This is a genomic window from Pseudomonas sp. NEEL19 (assembly GCF_028751975.1).
Lineage (GTDB): Bacteria > Pseudomonadota > Gammaproteobacteria > Pseudomonadales > Pseudomonadaceae > Aquipseudomonas > Aquipseudomonas juntendi.
Map to the genome: position 1 here is coordinate 2,315,804 of NZ_CP081491.1, position 17,084 is coordinate 2,332,887.

Below are 17,084 nucleotides of genomic sequence, written 5' to 3' on the forward strand. Positions count from 1 at the left end.
GGACCCTGTTTTGAATAAGGACAACCCAACCCTGCGCTACTTCGATGCCGAGATGCGCTACTTGCGCGAAGCGGGTAAAGAGTTCGCCCAGGCGTTCCCGGACCGTGCCGCGCAGCTGAACCTGGACAAACCCGGCGCGCAAGACCCCTATGTGGAGCGCCTGTTCGAGGGCTTCGCGTTTCTGATGGGGCGCCTGCGTGAAAAACTGGACGACGATTTGCCCGAACTGACCGAGGGGCTGGTCAGCCTGCTGTGGCCGCACTACCTGCGCACCATACCCTCGCTGGCCATCGTTGAACTGATGCCAGATGTGAGCCAGATGAAAAGCAGCGAAACCCTTGCCAGGGGCTTTGAGGTGCTGTCTCAGCCAGTGGGGCCACAACGTACCCGCTGCCGCTATTCCACAACACAGGCTCTGACACTACAACCGCTCCAGCTGGGCGCCGTACGTCTGGATCATGAACCCGACGGGCGCGCAGTGCTGCGCCTGCGTTTTGTCCGTGGGGACCTGGCCGACTGGAATCGGCTGGATCTGTCCCGACTACCGTTGTACTTGAATGCTGATGCAGCGTTGGCCAGCGCACTGCATCAAGCCCTGACCTTGAAGGTAAAGGCACTGTACGTGCGAATACCGGGCGAGGCAGAGCGCCAGCTAATTGAAGGCCATTTCAAGCCCAAGGGCTTCGCCGACGATGACCGTCTTTGGCCCAAAGGCGACAGTGCCTTCAGCGGCTATCAACTGTTGCTTGAGTACTTTACCTTCCGTGAGAAGTTCATGTTCGTCACACTGTGCGGGCTCGAGTCGCTTGCGATACCCGCGCAGGCCCCGTGGTTCGAACTGGAAGTGGTGCTTGATGAAGCGTGGTCGCACGCCTTCATACCCAATCAGGATCACATTCGCTTGCACGCGGTGCCAGTGATCAACCTGTTTCCACTGGAAGCCGACCCACTCAACCTGGACCCGCTGCAAAACGAGTACTTGCTTCGCCCGATGCGGCTGCAGGACGGGCACACGGAAATCTATTCCGTGGACAGGGTGTCCGGTTCGAAGAACAGTGTCCGGCACGACTACGTGCCTTTCAGCAGCTTTCGCCACAAGGGTGGCATGCTCCGCGATGAAGCGCCGGAGCGGTATTTTCATACCCGCCTCAGGCAGGGCGCCAATGGCCTGCATGACACCTGGCTGATCCTGGGCGGGGAAGGCTTTGACAAGGACGTGCTGCTCCAGCGCAACAGCCTGTCACTGCGCCTTACCGGGACTAATGGCCAACTGCCGCGCAAGGCGCTGCGCAGTACGTTGCTCGACGCCACCGCACAGTCCACCCAAGCCGGGCTGCAGGTGCGCAACCTGACCTCACCCACGCTGCCGAGCTACCCGCCGAATCGTGACCGTTTCCACTGGCGAGTGCTGAGCCATCTGGGCTCGAACTTCCTGCCCATGCTCAACAGTGCCGAAGTGCTGCGGGGCACGCTGGCCTTGTACGAGTGGACGGGTAGCGAAACCAATCGCCGTCGCCTGGAGGCCATCGTTGAGGTCAGGCATCACCTTATCCAGCGGTTCGAAAAAGGCTTTCTGCTGCGCGGCGTGGATATTGAAGTGACGCTCGACAGCAATGGCTTTTCGGGGGAGGGGGACATTTGCCTGTTCGGTGAAATGCTCAGCCGCTTCTTCGCCCTGTATGCCGATATTCACTTGTGCACGCAATTGACCTTGATCCTGCAACCTACGGGGAGGTGCCTGCGATGGAGCGAACATCACAGTCAGCGTATTCCCGGCTGAAAGCAGCAGGGCTTTTGCAGGTGCTGCAGGGGCAGGTTGCCTCGGCCAATGTGTATCGCGTGTGCCAGCTACTGGAGCAGGTACTGGTTGATCACCCGCCGTTAGGCAGCACCGCCCATCCAGGTGATGACGGGGTACGCTTTCGGCCTGATCCGGGTATGGGGTTTCCCGCAGGTGAGCTGAAGGCCATTGAGTCTGACGACACCTGCCCCGAACGACCTATCACGATACGAACGCGGCTGCTGGGTTTGTACGGTGTCGATTCCCCGCTGCCAACAGCCTACCTGGACGACATCGCCCAGCGCCGTGAAGGCCACGAAGCCGTTGAGGCGTTTCTCGACATCTTCAACCATCGGGTATTCACCCAGTTCTACCGGATCTGGCGTAAATACTCGTACCCCGCCACATTTCAGGCGGGCGGGGGCGATACCACCTCGCAATGCCTGTTGGGTTTGATCGGGCTCGGCATACCGGGTACGGCCGAGCGTATTGCCACGCCCATGTCACGCTTCCTGGCGCTGCTCAGCGTTATGCGCTTGCCCACCCGCAACGCCGAGGGCATTTCAGCGCTCGTCAAGCTGCTGGCTCCAGGTACCCAGGCACATGTCACCGGCCATTGGCCGCAACGTGTGGTACTTGGGCGGCCAGCCAGCCTGGCAAAGGATAGCCCGGTCAGTCTCTCCCAAGGCTTGCCGCTAGGCACTGTCGGGCTTGATGCGAACAGCCAGTTGCGCCTCTTGCTGCACACCAATGACCCGGATGAGGCGCGCGAGTGGCTGCCTGGTGGCCAGCTGCTGCTGGACATGCAAGTACTGCTGGAGGTGTACCTCGGGTGGCGCTGCACGGCCAGGCTACAGCTTTCCATTGCGCTGCGTCTGTTACCCGTACCGGTGCTTGGCCATACGCAAGTGAGGCTGGGAATGACTGCAGTGCTGGGTTTGCCGGCAGGCGAAGAAGCTGCGGCCCACACCATCACCATCAATCTGGGTCGTTATCAAGGCCTGAAACTGCACCCTTGCAACAGGGAGGTAGCACATGTGGCGTACCACTTCTAAACGCTTCACGGCCGTGGCGTTGGCGATACTGCTGGGCGGCTGCGGCCTCACCCAGAAGGTCGTTGACGGCACAGCCTCCACCGCCCACGCGATCTTCTACAAGCAAGTCAAAACACTGCATCTGGATTTCACGGGGCGGGCAGCAATGAATACTGACCGCACCGAGATGAGCGGGTTGTCCGTTCCGGTGCTGATACGGGTCTATCAACTGCGTGATCACAAGGCACTGGACCGGGCCGCCTACGACGATCTGGTCAGCCACGGCGGGCGTGTGCTGGGTAGTGACTTGTTGAACGAAAAGGCTGTAGTGGTCAAACCTGGTGAAGCGGCTCAGCTCAGTACGCCTTTGCACAGCGAGTCCCGGTACATTGCCGTTGTTGCCTTGTTCCGAAACCCGGACCTGGAGCAAGACGCGTGGCGCCTGACCTTGCAGCGTGATGATCTCGCCCCGGACCAGCCCAGGGTCATTGAACTGGGCGACAACCGCTTGAAGTTGCGGCCGCGCGCCGAGGGCTGAGCACATGACCGAGCCAGGCCCTTCGCTTTACGAAACGCTGCTGCAGCATTACAGCGGCGAGCTGGAACTGCAGCGGGTCAGTGAGGATGACCAACTGACGCTCTCGGTTCTGGACAATCTCCAGCGCATTCTGAACAGCCGCGCCGGAACCCTCGCCCATCTGCCGGAATATGGCTTACCGGATATGGGCACGGTTTTACAAGGGTTGCCTGCCTCGGCCCATGGGTTGATGAATGACATCGTGAGCACCTTGCGCAGATATGAGCCACGGCTTGCAGAAGTCCGCATTCAGCTGCTGGTGCAGCGACGGCCGGGCCACCTGGAATACGCCCTCGAAGTTCGCATCAACGGCGGTGGCCGGGCCGCCTTCGGGGCCACGCTTGCGCCAGATGGAAGGGTGGTCGTGCGTCACCTGAAGCAGGAAGGCTATCTCACCAAGCCGTAAACCTACAGACAAGGGGGCCAGATGACGGCGCTTTTTGAAATGCGGATTCGCCTGGGAGGCGACCCAGGCAGTTTTGATGAGTTCAAGGTGTTGCGCGGCGAGCTGGCCAAGCTTGATCACCCCGCGTGCCCTGACGTCGACTGGGCAAAAGTCGAAGCATTGTGCTTGAGGCTCTTCGAGCGGAACGGGGTGGAGCTGCAGACGGCAGTGTCCTTCATCCTGGCGCGTAGTTACCGTGCAGGGCTCGCGGGTTTGACCGAGGGCGTGGCACTGCTCTGCACACTTACGGACGCGTGGCCGCGCTTGTGGCCGTTGCAAGTTTCATCCCGTATCGATCTCATCGCCTGGTTGTTTGCCCGGTTGCATCCTTTGGTCCGAATGCTGGAGTGGGGCGGAGCGAGCCTGGTGACGCTGGGGGAACTGATTACTGAACTGGGGCGGCTGGAGCGTCGCCTGGAGCAGCTTGGCCACGCCCCCTTGGCCTCGCTGAAGGTGTTTCGACAGCAGGTCAGCAGCGTGATGCAGCGCATGTCGGGAGGCCGCGACGTGCCGATGCCGCTTGCGTTGCAACCATGGGGGTCACCCGCTACGCCAGCGCTTAGCCCACAGATCGCCGCAGTGGTTTCAGCACCACCGGCCTACAGTTTTGTGGTCGAGCCTGTGGTGCAGAAGCGCGCGGTGTTGCCGTGGCTGCTGGTACTGTCGGTCTCCTGCGTTTTTGCGGGATGGTTAGGCTGGCAAGAATGGGCATCCAGGCAAATCAAAAACGCCCCCACGCCTGAGCCGATCCAACTCGATAGCCTGAACCTGTTCGAGCCGGGCAGTGCCGAACTGAAACCAGGTTCTACCAAAGCGCTGATCAATGCACTGGTGGGTATCAAGGCTCAACCGGGTTGGCTGATCGTGATCTCCGGGCACGCGGACGCACGGGGTGATGCGGCCAGAAACCTCGACCTGTCCAGAGCCCGTGCCTTGGCCGTGCGCGACTGGATGCAGCGCATGGGGAACATCCCGGACAGTTGCTTCGCTGTGCAAGGTGTTGCCGCCAGCCAGCCAGTCAGTAGCAATGCTACCCGGCTTGGGCGCGCTGAGAATCGGCGCGTGGATATCCGAATGCTGCCACAGAGCAGCGCGTGCAACGATCTCGCCGACCTTTGACACACGAGGTAGTGCCTAACTGAACATCCAGGCCGTGTGCCAAAAGAAAGCGTAGTTTCGATAGCGGATACTAGAAACTGCTCAACGCCTTGCCAGCGATATAGCCAAAGGTCATGCCCGGCCCCAGGGTAATACCGCCGCTCGGGTAGTGCCCGCCCATCACGCTGTGCATATCGTTGCCCACCGCATACAGCCCGGGAATAGGCTGCGCCTGCTCGTTCAGCACCCGGGCCGCCGCGTCTGTTGCCAGGCCGGCAAAAGTGCCAAGGCTGCCGGGCAACAGCCTGACCGCGTAGAACGGCCCGTTCAGCAGGGGCCGTAGCGAGGGGTTGGGCCCGTGCAACGGTTCCCCTTGGGCGCGGTTATAGGCTGACGCGCCGCGGCCGTAAACGGGGTCCAGGCCCTGGGCCGCATGCTGGTTGAACGCCGCCACCGTGCACTGCAACTGCGCCGCATCGATGCCACAGCGCTGTGCCAGCTGGGCCAGGCTGTCGCCCTTGTGCAAGTAGCCACAGCGTTGGTAGATGCGGGTGGGGAACGGAAAGGGTTTGGCCCAGCCAATGCCATAGCGCCGTTGCGCGGCATGGTCGCAGATCAGCCAGGCCTGCGCCGGCTCGCCCTGCGGCGTGGCGGCGAACAATGCATTCATGAAGTCGTGGTAGCAATCGGCCTCGTTGGCGAAGCGCCGGCCATCGCTGCGTACCGCAATGAAACCGGGTTTGGCGCGGTCGACCAGGTGTGGAAAGTGGCCATGACTGCCATCGCGGCGTGGCACCTGCGACACCGGTGCCCAAGCCCCGGCATGGGCACCGCAGCTATGTACCTGGCCACCGGCCTGTTCGCCCAGGCGCAGGCCGTCCCCGGTGTTTTCCCGGGGCGCGGCAGAATAATGCTGGTGACCTTGCGGCGCATGCGGCACCAGTTGCGCAATACGCTGACGATCATGCGGGAAGCCCCCGCAAGCCAGCACCACGCCACGGCGCGCATGAATCACCTGGCCGTCGGCAAACTGTGCGCCGCCGACCCGGCCTGAGCCCAGCAGGCGCGTGGCCGCTTTGCCGGTCAGCACGGTCACGCCCAGATCGAGCGCACTGCGCAGCAGGCGTGCCACCAGCGCGTTGCCATTGACCAGGTGCTGGCCGCGACGGTGCAGCAGCAGATCGCGGCCATGGCGCAGCAGCCGCCTGCCGACATGCATGGCCGCCTTGGGCGAGCGGGTGGCGTTGAAGAAGGCGGCCATGTCGGCGCCCCCGGCAATGCCCATGCCGGCCAGGCTGACAATGTCCAGCGGCGGGCGCAGCTTGTGCAGCCAAGGCCCCAGCCGGCGCCCGTCGTAGGGCAGTGCGCACAGCGAGCGGCCGCCGTGCGCACTGCCGTCACCTGCGTGCATGTCGGGCATGCGGCTACCGCTTTGAAACTGCACGGCAGTGTGCCGCTGGAAAAACGCCACCATTTCCGGGCCGTGGTGCAGAAACGCCCTTTGGCGTGCATCCAGTTCACTGACATGGGTTTGCGCGCGCAGGTAGCGCTCCGGGGCGTCACCTGCCTCGACGATGCCCTCGGCAACGGCCAGCGGATTGCGGGGTATCCACAGCCAGCCGCCCGACCAGGCGCTGGTGCCACCCAGGTGGGTGGCCTTTTCGGCGATGATTACCTGCTGGCCATGGTGTGCAGCAGTCACGGCGGCCGCCAGGCCCGCGGCACCAGCGCCGATGACCAGTACGTCGCATTGCAGAGGTTGCATGGCGTTGTTCCGTAAGGGCGGTGAGAAGGGGTGTGCAGGGTTTACTGCAAGGGCGAAAAACCGGTCGGCCGCATCAGCCGTGAGTGCAGGCGCACGACTGCCCCCAGCTCCCGGTTGCGCAGCGAGAATTCCGCCCAGCGTGGGTCCGCCGCCATGGCCGCCCGGCGCGCCATGCGCTCGTCCAGGCTGCTATAGCCCCAGATGTGCACCACCTGGTTGACGTCGCCGAACTCGCTGGTGAAAAAGCCCACCAGGTTGCCCAAATGTTCGCTTTGCACCTCCAGCGCGTGGCTCTGGTACAGCGCGAGCCAGTCGGCCATTTTCAGGGGGTCGAGGGTGTAGGTTCTCAGTTCGTAGTACATGCTGGGGTCTCCGTGGGGGTTGTTGGCGCCTGCAGGCGGGCAGCGATGTGGTTGGCAGCGAGCCAGCCGAACGTCAGGGCAGGGCCCAGGGTGATGCCGGGCCCGGGGTAGGTGCCTTTCATCAGTGAGTTCATGTCGTTGCCAACCGCGTACAACCCGGCGATGGGCTGACCGTTGCGGTTCAGTACATTGGCATCGGTGTTGGTGACCAGGCCGCAGGCCGAACCGAGGTCGCCGGTGTGGAGGCGGATGGCATAGAACGGCGCGCGGGTAAGCGGCGCCAGGCAGGGGTTGGGTTGGTGCTGCGGGTCGCCCATGTAGCGGTTGTAGCTGTTGCCGCCTTTGCCGAACGCACGGTCGGTGCCCGTGGCGGCATCACGGTTGAACTGCTCAAGGGTGCGGGCAAGCCCCTCCGGGTCCACGCCGATGGCTTGGGCCAGGGCTTGCGCTGTGGTCGCCCGGTACAGGTAGCCTGCATCGACCAGCGCCTGGTTGTTCACGGGGCTGGGCCGCGCCAGGCCCAGGCCGTAGCGGTGCATCGCCTGGCCATCACAGACCAGCCAGCAACTGCTGATGCCTTTGGCGAACATGGTCTGCACGAAATGGTGGTACGAGTCGGATTCGTTGACGAAGCGCCGGCCGCTGGCGTCTACCGCAATCACGCCCGGTTTGGCGCGGTCGGTCACCAGGTGCGGGAAACGTTCGTGGCGACCGTCGGCATGGCGCAGTTCGGAAACCGGTGCCCAGAAGAAGTTCGCCGCCAGGCCGTCGCCAACCGCGGCGGCCACTGCCTGGCCAAGGCGCAGTGCGGCACCGTCGTTGCTCGGCGGTGACATGCTCAGGTGCGCGCCCGCTTGCGCTGGGCGGTAGCTGGCGGCCAGCGCGCCAGCGGCGAACCCACCCATGGCGCACACCACGCCGCCACGGGCCATTACCCGTTCGCGGCGCCCGTCACGCTGTATCACCACGCCGGTGACCCTGCCGCACTCGGTGATCAGCTCCACGGCGGCGCTCTTCAACCACAGTTGCGTGCCATGGGCGAAGGCGCTGGTGGCGAGCCGGGCGACCAGTGCGTTGCCGGTCGTCAGCCGCGTGCCGCGCGGGTGCTGCAGCCTGTCCCGCCCATAGCGGGCCAACAGCTTCAGGCAGTGCCACAGTGACCGGGGCGAGCGGCGCATGCTGAGAAAGTGCTGGATGTCCACGCGGTTGACCATCATGCCGCCGAACAGCAGCATGCCCGGCGGTGGCATCTGCAGCGCTTTGAAATGTGCACCGAGTCGCCTGCCGTCGTATTCGACCATTTCCAGCGCGCGGCCAAACTCGGTGGCGCCGGGGGCGTGCGGGTAGTAATCCGGCGAGTGCGGGCGCAGGGAATAGCGCAATTCGGTGTGTTGCTCCAGCCAGCGCAGCGCCTGGTGACCTTGCTCGATAAAGGCGTCGGCCAAGGCTGCGTCGTAGCCGTCACCAATCACGTGTTTGAGGTAGGTGCGCATGGCCTCGGGGGAGTCTTCGGCCCCCGCCGCGCGCGCCTGGTCGGTGCCGTACAGCCACACGGCACCGCCAGAAATGGCCGAAGTGCCACCGAAGTGCCCGGCCTTCTCCACCACCAGCACTTTCAGCCCACGGCAGGCGGCCGTAGCGGCTGTGGCAAAGCCGCCGGCGCCACTGCCCAGCACAACCAGGTCGTAGCTGTATGGCGTTGCTTCATGAGTCGGCATGGCTTCAGATCTCCAGCGGCGTCACGCCCATGAAGGCGCCCAAATGGCCGAGTTGGGCAAAGGCCATTTCCGGCCCTGTCTGGATCTTGCAGCCGACCTTGCGGCCGCGGTTGAGCAGCGGGGTGATCTCGGGCGCAGTGACCACGTCGGCTACCAGGGTTTCGGGCAGCAAGGTGGCCAGCAAGGCGGCGGACAATGGCAACTCGGCACGGCTGCCCATTCCAACCGGAGAGGCATTGGCCAGCAGGTCGAAGCCTTCGAGCCCATTGAACGCTGTGTGGACCGTGAGCCCGCGGAAGGCAGTGCCAAGCAGGTCGCACAGTGCGCCCAGGCGCTCGCTGCTGGGGTCGCTGAGGGTAATACTGCCGATGCCGGCCTCGGCCAAGGCATAGGCGATGGCGCTGCCGACGCCACCACAGCCGATCACCAGTGCACGCTTGCCCGTTGGCACGAAGCCATGCTTGCGCGCAGCACCGAGGAAGCCGGCGCCGTCAACGTTGTCACCCAGCAAACGGCCGTCGCGCTCGCGGCGCACCACATTGACCGAGCCCAAGGCCGCAGCGCGTTCGCTCAGGGCATCCAGGCGCTTGGCCAGGGCCTGCTTGTACGGCACGGTGACCACGCAACCGCGCAGGTTTTGCCAACCGCGCAGGGCACCGACAAAGCTGTCCAGCGCTGCCTCGTGCAAGTCGATGGGCAGCATGGCGACATCGCGGTGGTGGTTGGCGAACCAGGTGTTGAAGTTTTCCGGGGACTTCACCTGGGCGATGGGGGCACCGACGATGGCGACCAGTTCAGTGGAACCACGAATCATGCTGACCTCATTATTGGCGTTGTTGTGGCACCAAGGTTGAGGCAGTACAACGCAGACAACAATGCGCTTGGCGGTGACTTGATGCGATAATCGCAACCATGCTCCGTTTATCGCATTGATCGGCCCGATTAGCTTCCAGCCCTGAGGTAAGGCATGCCCACCCCCGTCATTCATCCCCGCGACCTTATCGCCGGCCTGCAAAAGGGCCTGGCCCTGATGCAAGTGTTCAGTGCCGAGCAGCCGCGCCTCAGTGTGCCGCAAGCCGCCCGCCTGTCAGGCCTCACCCCCAGCGCTGCGCGGCGTTTTTTGTTGACCTTGGTGCATGAGGGCTTCGCCCAGACCGACAGCCGTGAGTACTGGCTTACGCCCAAGGCCTTGCGCCTTGGGCAGGCCTATGTGGACTCGGCGCAATTGCCGCGCATGCTGCGGCCAATCATCGAGCAGGTGGCGCGGCAGACCCAGGAGCATGTGTCGGTTGGCACCCGCGATGGGGACGAAATCATCCACCTGGTGCGCAGCCGCTACAGCCATGTGGCGTCGTTATCGATCCGGCCAGGTTCGCGGGTGCCGATGTATTGCACGGCCGGGGGGCGGGTGTGGCTGGCCTGGCTGGGGGAGGGCGCGCAGGCTGAATACTTTGCGCGCAACGCGTTGCAGGCGTTGACGCCGTATACGCAGACTGACCCTGTGCTGCTGCAGGCCGAGCTGCAGCGGGTGAAGGCACAAGGGTTCTGCATTGTCGACCAGGAATATGAAATCGGCATGCGCGTGCTGGGTGTGCCGTTGCTGGATCGCGCCGGCCAGTTGCAGGCGACGCTGACCATTACCACCCATGCCTCACGCTTGAGCATGGATGAAATCCGCTTGCGCTATCTACCGGCATTGTACGAGGCCCAAGCATTGTTGCGGCCGGTGCTGGGTTGAGCCCAGCACCGCAGGCCGCCGGTTCTACAGGGCGTCGGCCATAGCTTGGTCTTCGCCCAGGAAGCCGCCACTCTGGTGCTGCCACAGCCGCGCGTAAGTCCCTTGTTTGGCCAGCAGTTCGGCGTGAGTGCCTTGCTCGATGATGCGCCCCTCGTCCATCACGATCAGCCGGTCCATGGCCGCGATCGTCGACAAGCGGTGGGCAATGGCGATGACCGTCTTGCCCTGCATCATTTCATCCAGGCTCTCCTGAATCGCCACTTCCACTTCCGAGTCCAGCGCACTGGTGGCTTCGTCCAGCAGCAGGATGGGGGCGTTCTTCAACATCACCCGGGCAATGGCAATGCGCTGGCGTTGCCCCCCAGACAGCTTGATACCGCGCTCGCCCACCAACGTGTCGTAACCACTGTTGCCCTGGCGGTCGCTGAGCTGGTCGATGAACCCGTCGGCCTGGGCATTGGCGGCGGCGGCGCGGATCTGCGCGTCGGTCGCATCCGGGCGGCCATAGGCAATGTTGTCGCGAATCGAGCGGTGCAGCAGTGAGGTGTCCTGGGTGACCATGCCGATGGCACTGCGCAGGCTGTCCTGGGTGACCTTGGCGATGTTCTGCCCGTCGATGCGGATTTCACCTTGGTTCACGTCATAGAAGCGCAGCAACAGGTTGATCAAGGTAGACTTACCGGCACCCGAGCGCCCCACCAGGCCGACTTTCTCGCCGGGGCGTATGTGCAGGGTCAAGTCGTTGAGCACCTGGCGCTCGCCGTTGTAGTTGAAACTGACTTGGTCAAAACTGACTGCGCCACCTTTGCTCACCAGCGTGGTCGCATCCGCTGCATCCTGCACCTTGGGGCCGCGGGTCAGGGTCCCCATGCCGTCCTGTACGGTACCGATGTTCTCGAACAGCGAAGTGATCTCCCACATGATCCAGTGCGACATGCCGTTGATCCGCAGGGCCATGGCGGTGATCGCGGCTACCGCACCGGCGCCGACCTGGCCCTGGTGCCACAGCCACAGTGCATAACCGCCAGCGCCCATGATCAAGGCCACGACCAGCGCCTGGTTGACGATTTCGAACAGGCTGACCAGGCGCATCTGGCGAAAGCCGGTCTGCTTGAAATCCTCCATGGCGGCACGCGCGAAATGCGCTTCACGGTTTGAGTGGGAGAACAGTTTCACCGTGGTGATGTTGGTGTAGGCGTCGGAAACCCGCCCGGTCATCGACGAGCGGGCATTGGCCTGTTCCTGCCCGACCTTGCCCAGGCGGGGGACGAAATACAGCATGGCCAGGCCGAACAACAGCACCCAGGCAATGAAGGGCAGCATCAGTTTCAGGGCAAAACCACCGGCCAGGGCGATGATCGCGATGAAGTACACGCCGATTCCGGGCAGGATCTCGATAAGGGTGAACAACACGTCGCGTACTGCCAGTGCTGTCTGCATCACCTTGGTGGTGACCCGGCCAGAAAATTCGTCGGAGAAGAACGACAAGCTCTGGCGCAGCATCAGCCGATGGAAGTCCCAGCGCAACCGTAGCGGCAAATTGATTGCCAGCACCTGGTGCTGAACCATGGTGCGCAAGGCCACCAGCCCGACGCTGACCACCAGTACGATACCGATGCCCCACAGCACGCGGCTTTCCTCGGGGCTGACCGTGCTGCCCGCCTGCCAGGCGGCCAGCAGGTCCACTACCTGGCCTAGGAAGGCGAACAGCCAGGCCTCATAGACCGATACCCCGGCACTGAGCAATGCCAGCACCAGGATGTAACCACGGGCGCCGCGCGTACAGGCCCACATGAAGCGCAACAGCCCCATGGGCGGCGGTGGCACCTCGTCGGGCGGGAAGGGGTCGAGCCTGCGCTCAAAAATACGAAGCATGCTTGTCTCCGGGCATCTGCTTTGGCGTAACCGGTAACCATACAGCTCTGGGCGCAATCCGCCTGCCAATAGACACCTGCGGTGCACATTCGATCAAACCGGCAGGCTTGACAGGTATCTGCTTCCCCTACCATTATCCAACCATCTCCACGCAACGGGCTTGCCAGCATGTCCATGACCAACCACGCCATCTTCGCTCCGGGCTTCAACGCCCAGGCTGGTGCGTGCGTTGCCGTTGCCAAGAAATCCAAGAAACAGCCGCTCATCTGACCGAGGCGCGCTGTCTCGTCAGGTGTGCTGACGAGACAGAAGGCGCCAGGCAACCCCGCCCGACTCCCTCCACTCTTCGCCCTGCTGACGCTGACTTTCGGTCAACATCAGGAGTTTTTGCATGTCGAATTTCCGTGGTATCTGGATCGCCCTCGTCACGCCCATGCGCGCGAATGAAATCGACTTCGCCGGGCTGGAAAAGCTGGTGAAGCATTTGCTCGAAGAGGGCGTGGCCGGTTTTGTGGTGTGCGGTACTACGGGCGAGGCTGCGGCGCTGTCCAAGGCCGAGCAACTGGCGGTGCTGGATGCCGTGCTCGGCTGGGTGGAGCCGGGCAGGGTGGTGATGGGGTTGTCGGGTTACAACCTGGATGAACTGCTGGCCTTCCAGGCGCAGGTCCAGCAGCGGCCGCTGGGCGGGCTGCTGGTTCCCGCACCGTGCTATATCCGCCCTTCGCAAGCGGGTATCGAAGCCTTCTTCCACACCGTCGCCGATGCAGCCCGCGTGCCGGTGATCGTCTACGACATACCTTACCGTACCGGCGTACGCATCGAGCAGGAAACCCTGCGGCGTATCGTGCGCCACCCGCGCATTGCTGCGGTCAAGGACTGCAGTGGCGACCTGGAAACCACCCTGGCGCTGATCCAGGACGGTAACGCCCAAGTGCTGGCCGGTGAAGACCTGCAGATCTTCAACAACCTGTGCCTGGGGGGCGCGGGGGCCATTTCGGCTTCGGCGCATGTGCGGGCGGACCTTTACGTGCGCATGCTGCGCCAGGTGGACGCAGGTGACTGGGCGGCCGCGCGCGGCACTTTCTACCAACTGCTGCCATGGCTGAAAATGGCCTTTGCCGAGCCCAACCCGGCTGTGGTCAAGGCGGCATTGATGTTGCAGAACCTGATTGGCGATGAGGTGCGCGCCCCTATGCAGGCGTGCACAGCGGCGACCCGGGGCAAGCTGCAAGAGGTGCTGGCCGCACTCGGCGCCTGAGCCAGGGTATCTTCACGGGGGCACGGGGAGTAGCATCGGCCCCATGCGCCTTCACAGCGTCCAGGTTTTCGACCTGGAGGCAGTGCCAGAAGGCATCACGCCCCCTCGACCCGGTAGCCTTGCCACAGCCATGCCAGACGGTTTCCCAGCGTTGCCCTCGCTTAACGCGCTACGTGTTTTTGAAGTGGTCGCCCGCCACCTGAACTTTCGGCTGGCGGCCGAGGAGCTGGGCGTGACCCAGGCCGCTGTTGCGCAACAGGTACGCGGGCTGGAAGCGAGCCTTGGCCTGCGCCTGTTCGAGCGCCTGCCCCGCGGCCTGGCGCTGACCGATGCGGGCCTGGGCTACAGCGCCAGCATCCGCAACGCCCTGGCCATGATCGATGAGGCCACGCGCCTGCTCCGGCCACAGGCTGCCCACCTGACGGTCAGCGTCACCCCGACCTTTGCCTCGAAATGGCTGATACCCCGGCTCGGCGCGTTTGCCGAGCGCCACCCAGACATCGATTTGCGGGTGTTGGCGACCGATCGGTTGTCGCACTTCGGCACTGACAGCGTGGATGTTGCCGTGCGCTATGGCAACCCGGACGTCGGCGCGGGGCTGAACAGTGAACGGTTGATGGAGCAGCGGATTGTCGCGGTAGCCAGCCCGGCCCTGTTCAAGGGGGCCCACGCGCCCACTAGCTTCGCGCAATTGCAAGCGTTCGTCATGCTGCACGACGCCCACGATTTCTGGCCCAGGTTCCTGGCCGAATTGTTCCCCCAGCACGGTCAACCCAGCGCCCGGAATCTGCGCTTCAACCAGACCTCGCTGGCTATCGACGCCGCCCTCAGCGGGCAGGGCATTGCCTTGGCCAGCCTGGCCTTTGTCAACGAGGACATCGCCGCTGGCAGGCTGAGCCAGGTGTTCGACCATGAATTGCGGCTCGAGAAGTCGTTCTACCTGGTATGGCCACGCAAGCTGCAGCAACCCAAGGCGCTTGGTACCGTGCTGCAATGGCTCAAGGACCAGGCCGGCCCTCGCTGAGCCGGTTCGGCTAGTGGGCGTACTTCCTTGCCCCGGCCACACACATCACCGCCCCGAGCGTGACCACCAGCATCATCCAGCTGACGTGTTCGTGCAGCAACAAGGCTGCCAGGCCAAGGCCCATGAAGGGTTGCAACAGTTGCAGTTGGCCCACGGCCGCAATGCCACCCTGCACCAGGCCCCGGTACCAGAACACGAAGCCGATCAGCATGCTGAACAGGGACACGTAGCCGAAACTGAACCATGCAGGGGCGCCTGCCCTGGCCAACACATCCGCGGTTGGCAGGTTGGCGATGGTCAGCAGCAGCATCAGCGGCAGCGCCACGATCAAGGCCCAGCTGATCACCTGCCAGCCCCCCAGCCTTCTGGAAAGGCGCGCGCCCTCGGCATAACCCAACCCGCAAACCAGCACGGCCGCCAACATCAGCAGGTCACCGCTTGCCGACGCTTCGGCGCCATTGAGCAATGCGTAGCCTGCGACCAGCCCGGCACCTGCAAACGAGAACAGCCAGAACAACGGCCGCGGCCGCTCCCCGCCACGCAGTACGGCAAACCCGGCGGTGCACAGGGGTAAAAGCCCCACGAACACGATGGAATGGGCAGAACTGATGTGCTGCAGGGCCAATGCCGTCAGTAGCGGAAACCCGATCACCACGCCCAGTGCGGTCACGGCCAACGGCAGCAAGTCAGCGCTTTGCGGGCGAGGCTGCCTCAGCAAGATCAGTACAAGCGCACCCAGCAGGCCGGCGATGGACGCCCTGGCGCAGGTCAGGAAGGTGGGCTCGAGCTGCCACAGCCACCCGCGTTGCCGGTAATGAGCCAGCAAAGATGGCGACGCCGATAAACCCGTTGATCCACCCGCTTGTTGATTTTTCCATGGCCATACCCTTCGTTCATTCAGGCCCCAGTACAGCACCGACAACATGAGGAAGGCCATGTACAATCCAGTACAGTTGAACCGAACTGTTATGCCTATGAAACCAGTACAGTCGAGGGTGTGATGAGCCGGAACGGAACGCGGATTGATGCGGTGATGGGCGAAATAAAATCGCGGATAGCCTCGCGAACCTATACCCCTGGTGCCAGAATCCCCTCGGTGCGGGCCATGGCGCGGGCCCTGCAGGTGTCGGTGTCTACCGTGCTGGAAGCCTATGAACGGTTGATGGCCGAGGGGCTGCTCAATTCTCGCCCGGGCTCCGGCTTTTACGTCGCCGGGCCGGTCGCGCCATTGGTGCTGACCGAACTGGCGCCCAGGCTCGACCGGGAAGTGGACCCGTTATGGATCTCGCGCCAGTCCTTGGAAACTGCCAGCGACGCGATGAAACCGGGGTGTGGCTGGCTGCCTGCCGCCTGGATGTACGAGGCGGGCATGCGCAAAGCGTTGCGCACCCTGGCGCGTTCCGACACCGTGAAGCTGACCGACTACGCCTCACCGCTTGGGCATCCGCCGCTCAGGCAGTTCTTGTCGCGGCGTTTGGCGGGGACCGGGATCGAAGCCCCGGCAGACCACATCATGCTCACCGAGTCCGGCACCCATGCCATTGACCTGATTTGCCGCTTTCTGCTGCAGTCTGGTGACACGGTGCTGGTCGACGACCCGTGCTATTTCAATTTCCACGCCCTGCTCAAGGCGCACAGGGTGAACATCGTCAGTGTGCCCTACACGCCGGCAGGCCCGGACATCGAGGCGTTCGGTGCTGCCTTGCGTGAGCATGCGCCACGGTTGTACATCACCAATGCCGGCATTCACAACCCGACCGGCGCCAGCCTGTCGCCGGTCACGGCACACCGGCTGCTGAAGTTGGCCGACAGCTCCAGCCTGGTGATCGTGGAGGACGAGATTTTCGCGGATTTCGAGGCCACACCGGCGCCTCGCCTGGCGGCCTTCGACGGGCTTTCGCGGGTCATCCAGATCGGCAGCTTTTCCAAGACCATCTCCGCCTCCATTCGCTGCGGCTACATTGCTGCGCGTGGTGAATGGATCGAGAGCTTGGTCGATCTGAAGATTGCCACCACCTTCGGCGGTGGCCGCCTTGGTGCAGACATCATTTACCAGGCCATTACCGACAGTGGCTACCGCAAACACATGGAGGGTGTTCGCCAGCGCCTGGCCCAGGCAATGACCACAACGGTCGCCAGGCTGCGCGCCCTGGGCATCGAGCCTTGGATAACGCCCCAGGCAGGCATGTACGTGTGGTGCCAGTTGCCCCACGGTAAAGATGCCGCCACGCTGGCCAAGGCCTGCTTGAGCGAAGGCGTGGTGCTGGCCCCTGGCAATGCATTCAGCCAAGCCGGTACTGCCGGTGATTTCCTGCGTTTCAACGTGGCCCAATGTGCAGATGACAGAATCTGGGAAGTGTTGGCGCGGGCGTTGCGCGGTTGAGAGGTCTAGGGCCCGGCGCCATCCCCG

Annotated in this window: 14 protein-coding genes and 1 pseudogene; 9 read left to right on the forward strand and 6 right to left on the reverse strand. The window is 63.5% G+C overall.

The genetic code is table 11. The annotated features are described in order from the left end of the window. Nucleotides 1-10 precede the first annotated feature (10 nt). From tssF to K4A76_RS10420, 5 genes are read left to right on the forward strand one after another with little or no spacing between them, the layout of a single operon-like run. A complete protein-coding gene (gene tssF, locus K4A76_RS10400; protein WP_274412104.1) occupies nucleotides 11-1,780 on the forward strand; it encodes a type VI secretion system baseplate subunit TssF in 1,770 nt (589 codons plus the stop codon). Further along, nucleotides 1,744-2,835 (forward strand): type VI secretion system baseplate subunit TssG, encoded by a 1,092-nt coding sequence (tssG, locus tag K4A76_RS10405; protein ID WP_274412105.1) that lies wholly within the window; start codon nucleotides 1,744-1,746, stop codon nucleotides 2,833-2,835. Before tssF ends, tssG begins: the two co-directional genes overlap by 37 nt. Continuing rightward, entirely contained in the window at nucleotides 2,816-3,352 is a 537-nt protein-coding gene (gene tssJ / locus K4A76_RS10410) for a type VI secretion system lipoprotein TssJ (RefSeq protein ID WP_274412106.1), read from the forward strand. Before tssG ends, tssJ begins: the two co-directional genes overlap by 20 nt. 4 nt (nucleotides 3,353-3,356) lie before the next feature. Beyond that, entirely contained in the window at nucleotides 3,357-3,797 is a 441-nt protein-coding gene (gene tssE, locus K4A76_RS10415) for a type VI secretion system baseplate subunit TssE (RefSeq protein ID WP_274412107.1), read from the forward strand. Nucleotides 3,798-3,818: 21 nt separating this feature from the next. Beyond that, entirely contained in the window at nucleotides 3,819-4,955 is a 1,137-nt protein-coding gene (locus K4A76_RS10420) for an OmpA family protein (protein WP_274412108.1), read from the forward strand. A gap of 70 nt (nucleotides 4,956-5,025) precedes the next feature. Here K4A76_RS10420 and K4A76_RS10425 read toward each other — a convergent pair whose 3' ends face one another. Genes K4A76_RS10425 through K4A76_RS10440 form a run of 4 tightly spaced genes read right to left on the reverse strand, consistent with a single transcriptional unit; the run spans nucleotide 5,026 to nucleotide 9,593 of the window. After that, the gene (locus K4A76_RS10425; protein WP_274412109.1) at nucleotides 5,026-6,699 is read right to left on the reverse strand and encodes an FAD-dependent oxidoreductase; all 1,674 of its coding nucleotides are present in this window, start codon (nucleotides 6,697-6,699) and stop codon (nucleotides 5,026-5,028) included. Nucleotides 6,700-6,740: 41 nt separating this feature from the next. Then, nucleotides 6,741-7,061 (reverse strand): NIPSNAP family protein, encoded by a 321-nt coding sequence (locus K4A76_RS10430; protein WP_274412110.1) that lies wholly within the window; start codon nucleotides 7,059-7,061, stop codon nucleotides 6,741-6,743. Then, nucleotides 7,046-8,779, reverse strand: a complete 1,734-nt coding sequence (locus K4A76_RS10435) for an FAD-dependent oxidoreductase (RefSeq protein WP_274412111.1) — start codon at nucleotides 8,777-8,779, stop codon at nucleotides 7,046-7,048. The genes K4A76_RS10430 and K4A76_RS10435 overlap by 16 nt, the downstream gene beginning before the upstream one ends. A gap of 4 nt (nucleotides 8,780-8,783) precedes the next feature. Continuing rightward, complete coding sequence (locus K4A76_RS10440; protein ID WP_274412112.1) at nucleotides 8,784-9,593, reverse strand: shikimate dehydrogenase family protein; 810 nt, start codon at nucleotides 9,591-9,593, stop codon at nucleotides 8,784-8,786. A 153-nt stretch (nucleotides 9,594-9,746) separates the two neighbouring features. Between K4A76_RS10440 and K4A76_RS10445 the strand changes: the two genes are divergently transcribed. Further along, complete coding sequence (locus tag K4A76_RS10445; RefSeq protein WP_064314589.1) at nucleotides 9,747-10,517, forward strand: IclR family transcriptional regulator domain-containing protein; 771 nt, start codon at nucleotides 9,747-9,749, stop codon at nucleotides 10,515-10,517. A 24-nt stretch (nucleotides 10,518-10,541) separates the two neighbouring features. On the opposite strand, the gene K4A76_RS10450 is transcribed toward K4A76_RS10445, so the two are convergent. Beyond that, a complete protein-coding gene (locus K4A76_RS10450) occupies nucleotides 10,542-12,392 on the reverse strand; it encodes an ABC transporter ATP-binding protein (protein WP_274412113.1) in 1,851 nt (616 codons plus the stop codon). A 391-nt stretch (nucleotides 12,393-12,783) separates the two neighbouring features. Between K4A76_RS10450 and dapA the strand changes: the two genes are divergently transcribed. Both dapA and K4A76_RS10460 read left to right on the forward strand, forming a co-directional pair. Then, nucleotides 12,784-13,650, forward strand: a complete 867-nt coding sequence (gene dapA, locus K4A76_RS10455; protein WP_009686573.1) for a 4-hydroxy-tetrahydrodipicolinate synthase — start codon at nucleotides 12,784-12,786, stop codon at nucleotides 13,648-13,650. Nucleotides 13,651-13,780: 130 nt separating this feature from the next. Next, on the forward strand, nucleotides 13,781-14,674 hold the full coding sequence (locus K4A76_RS10460) for a LysR substrate-binding domain-containing protein (RefSeq protein WP_274412282.1): 894 nt from the start codon (nucleotides 13,781-13,783) through the stop codon (nucleotides 14,672-14,674). Between the two features lie 10 nt (nucleotides 14,675-14,684). On the opposite strand, the pseudogene K4A76_RS10465 reads toward K4A76_RS10460, so the two are convergent. After that, nucleotides 14,685-15,552: pseudogene (locus K4A76_RS10465) on the reverse strand (DMT family transporter). A 122-nt stretch (nucleotides 15,553-15,674) separates the two neighbouring features. Here K4A76_RS10465 and K4A76_RS10470 point away from each other — a divergent pair. Further along, nucleotides 15,675-17,057 (forward strand): aminotransferase-like domain-containing protein, encoded by a 1,383-nt coding sequence (locus K4A76_RS10470; RefSeq protein WP_274412114.1) that lies wholly within the window; start codon nucleotides 15,675-15,677, stop codon nucleotides 17,055-17,057. The last annotated feature ends 27 nt before the right edge of the window (nucleotides 17,058-17,084 follow it).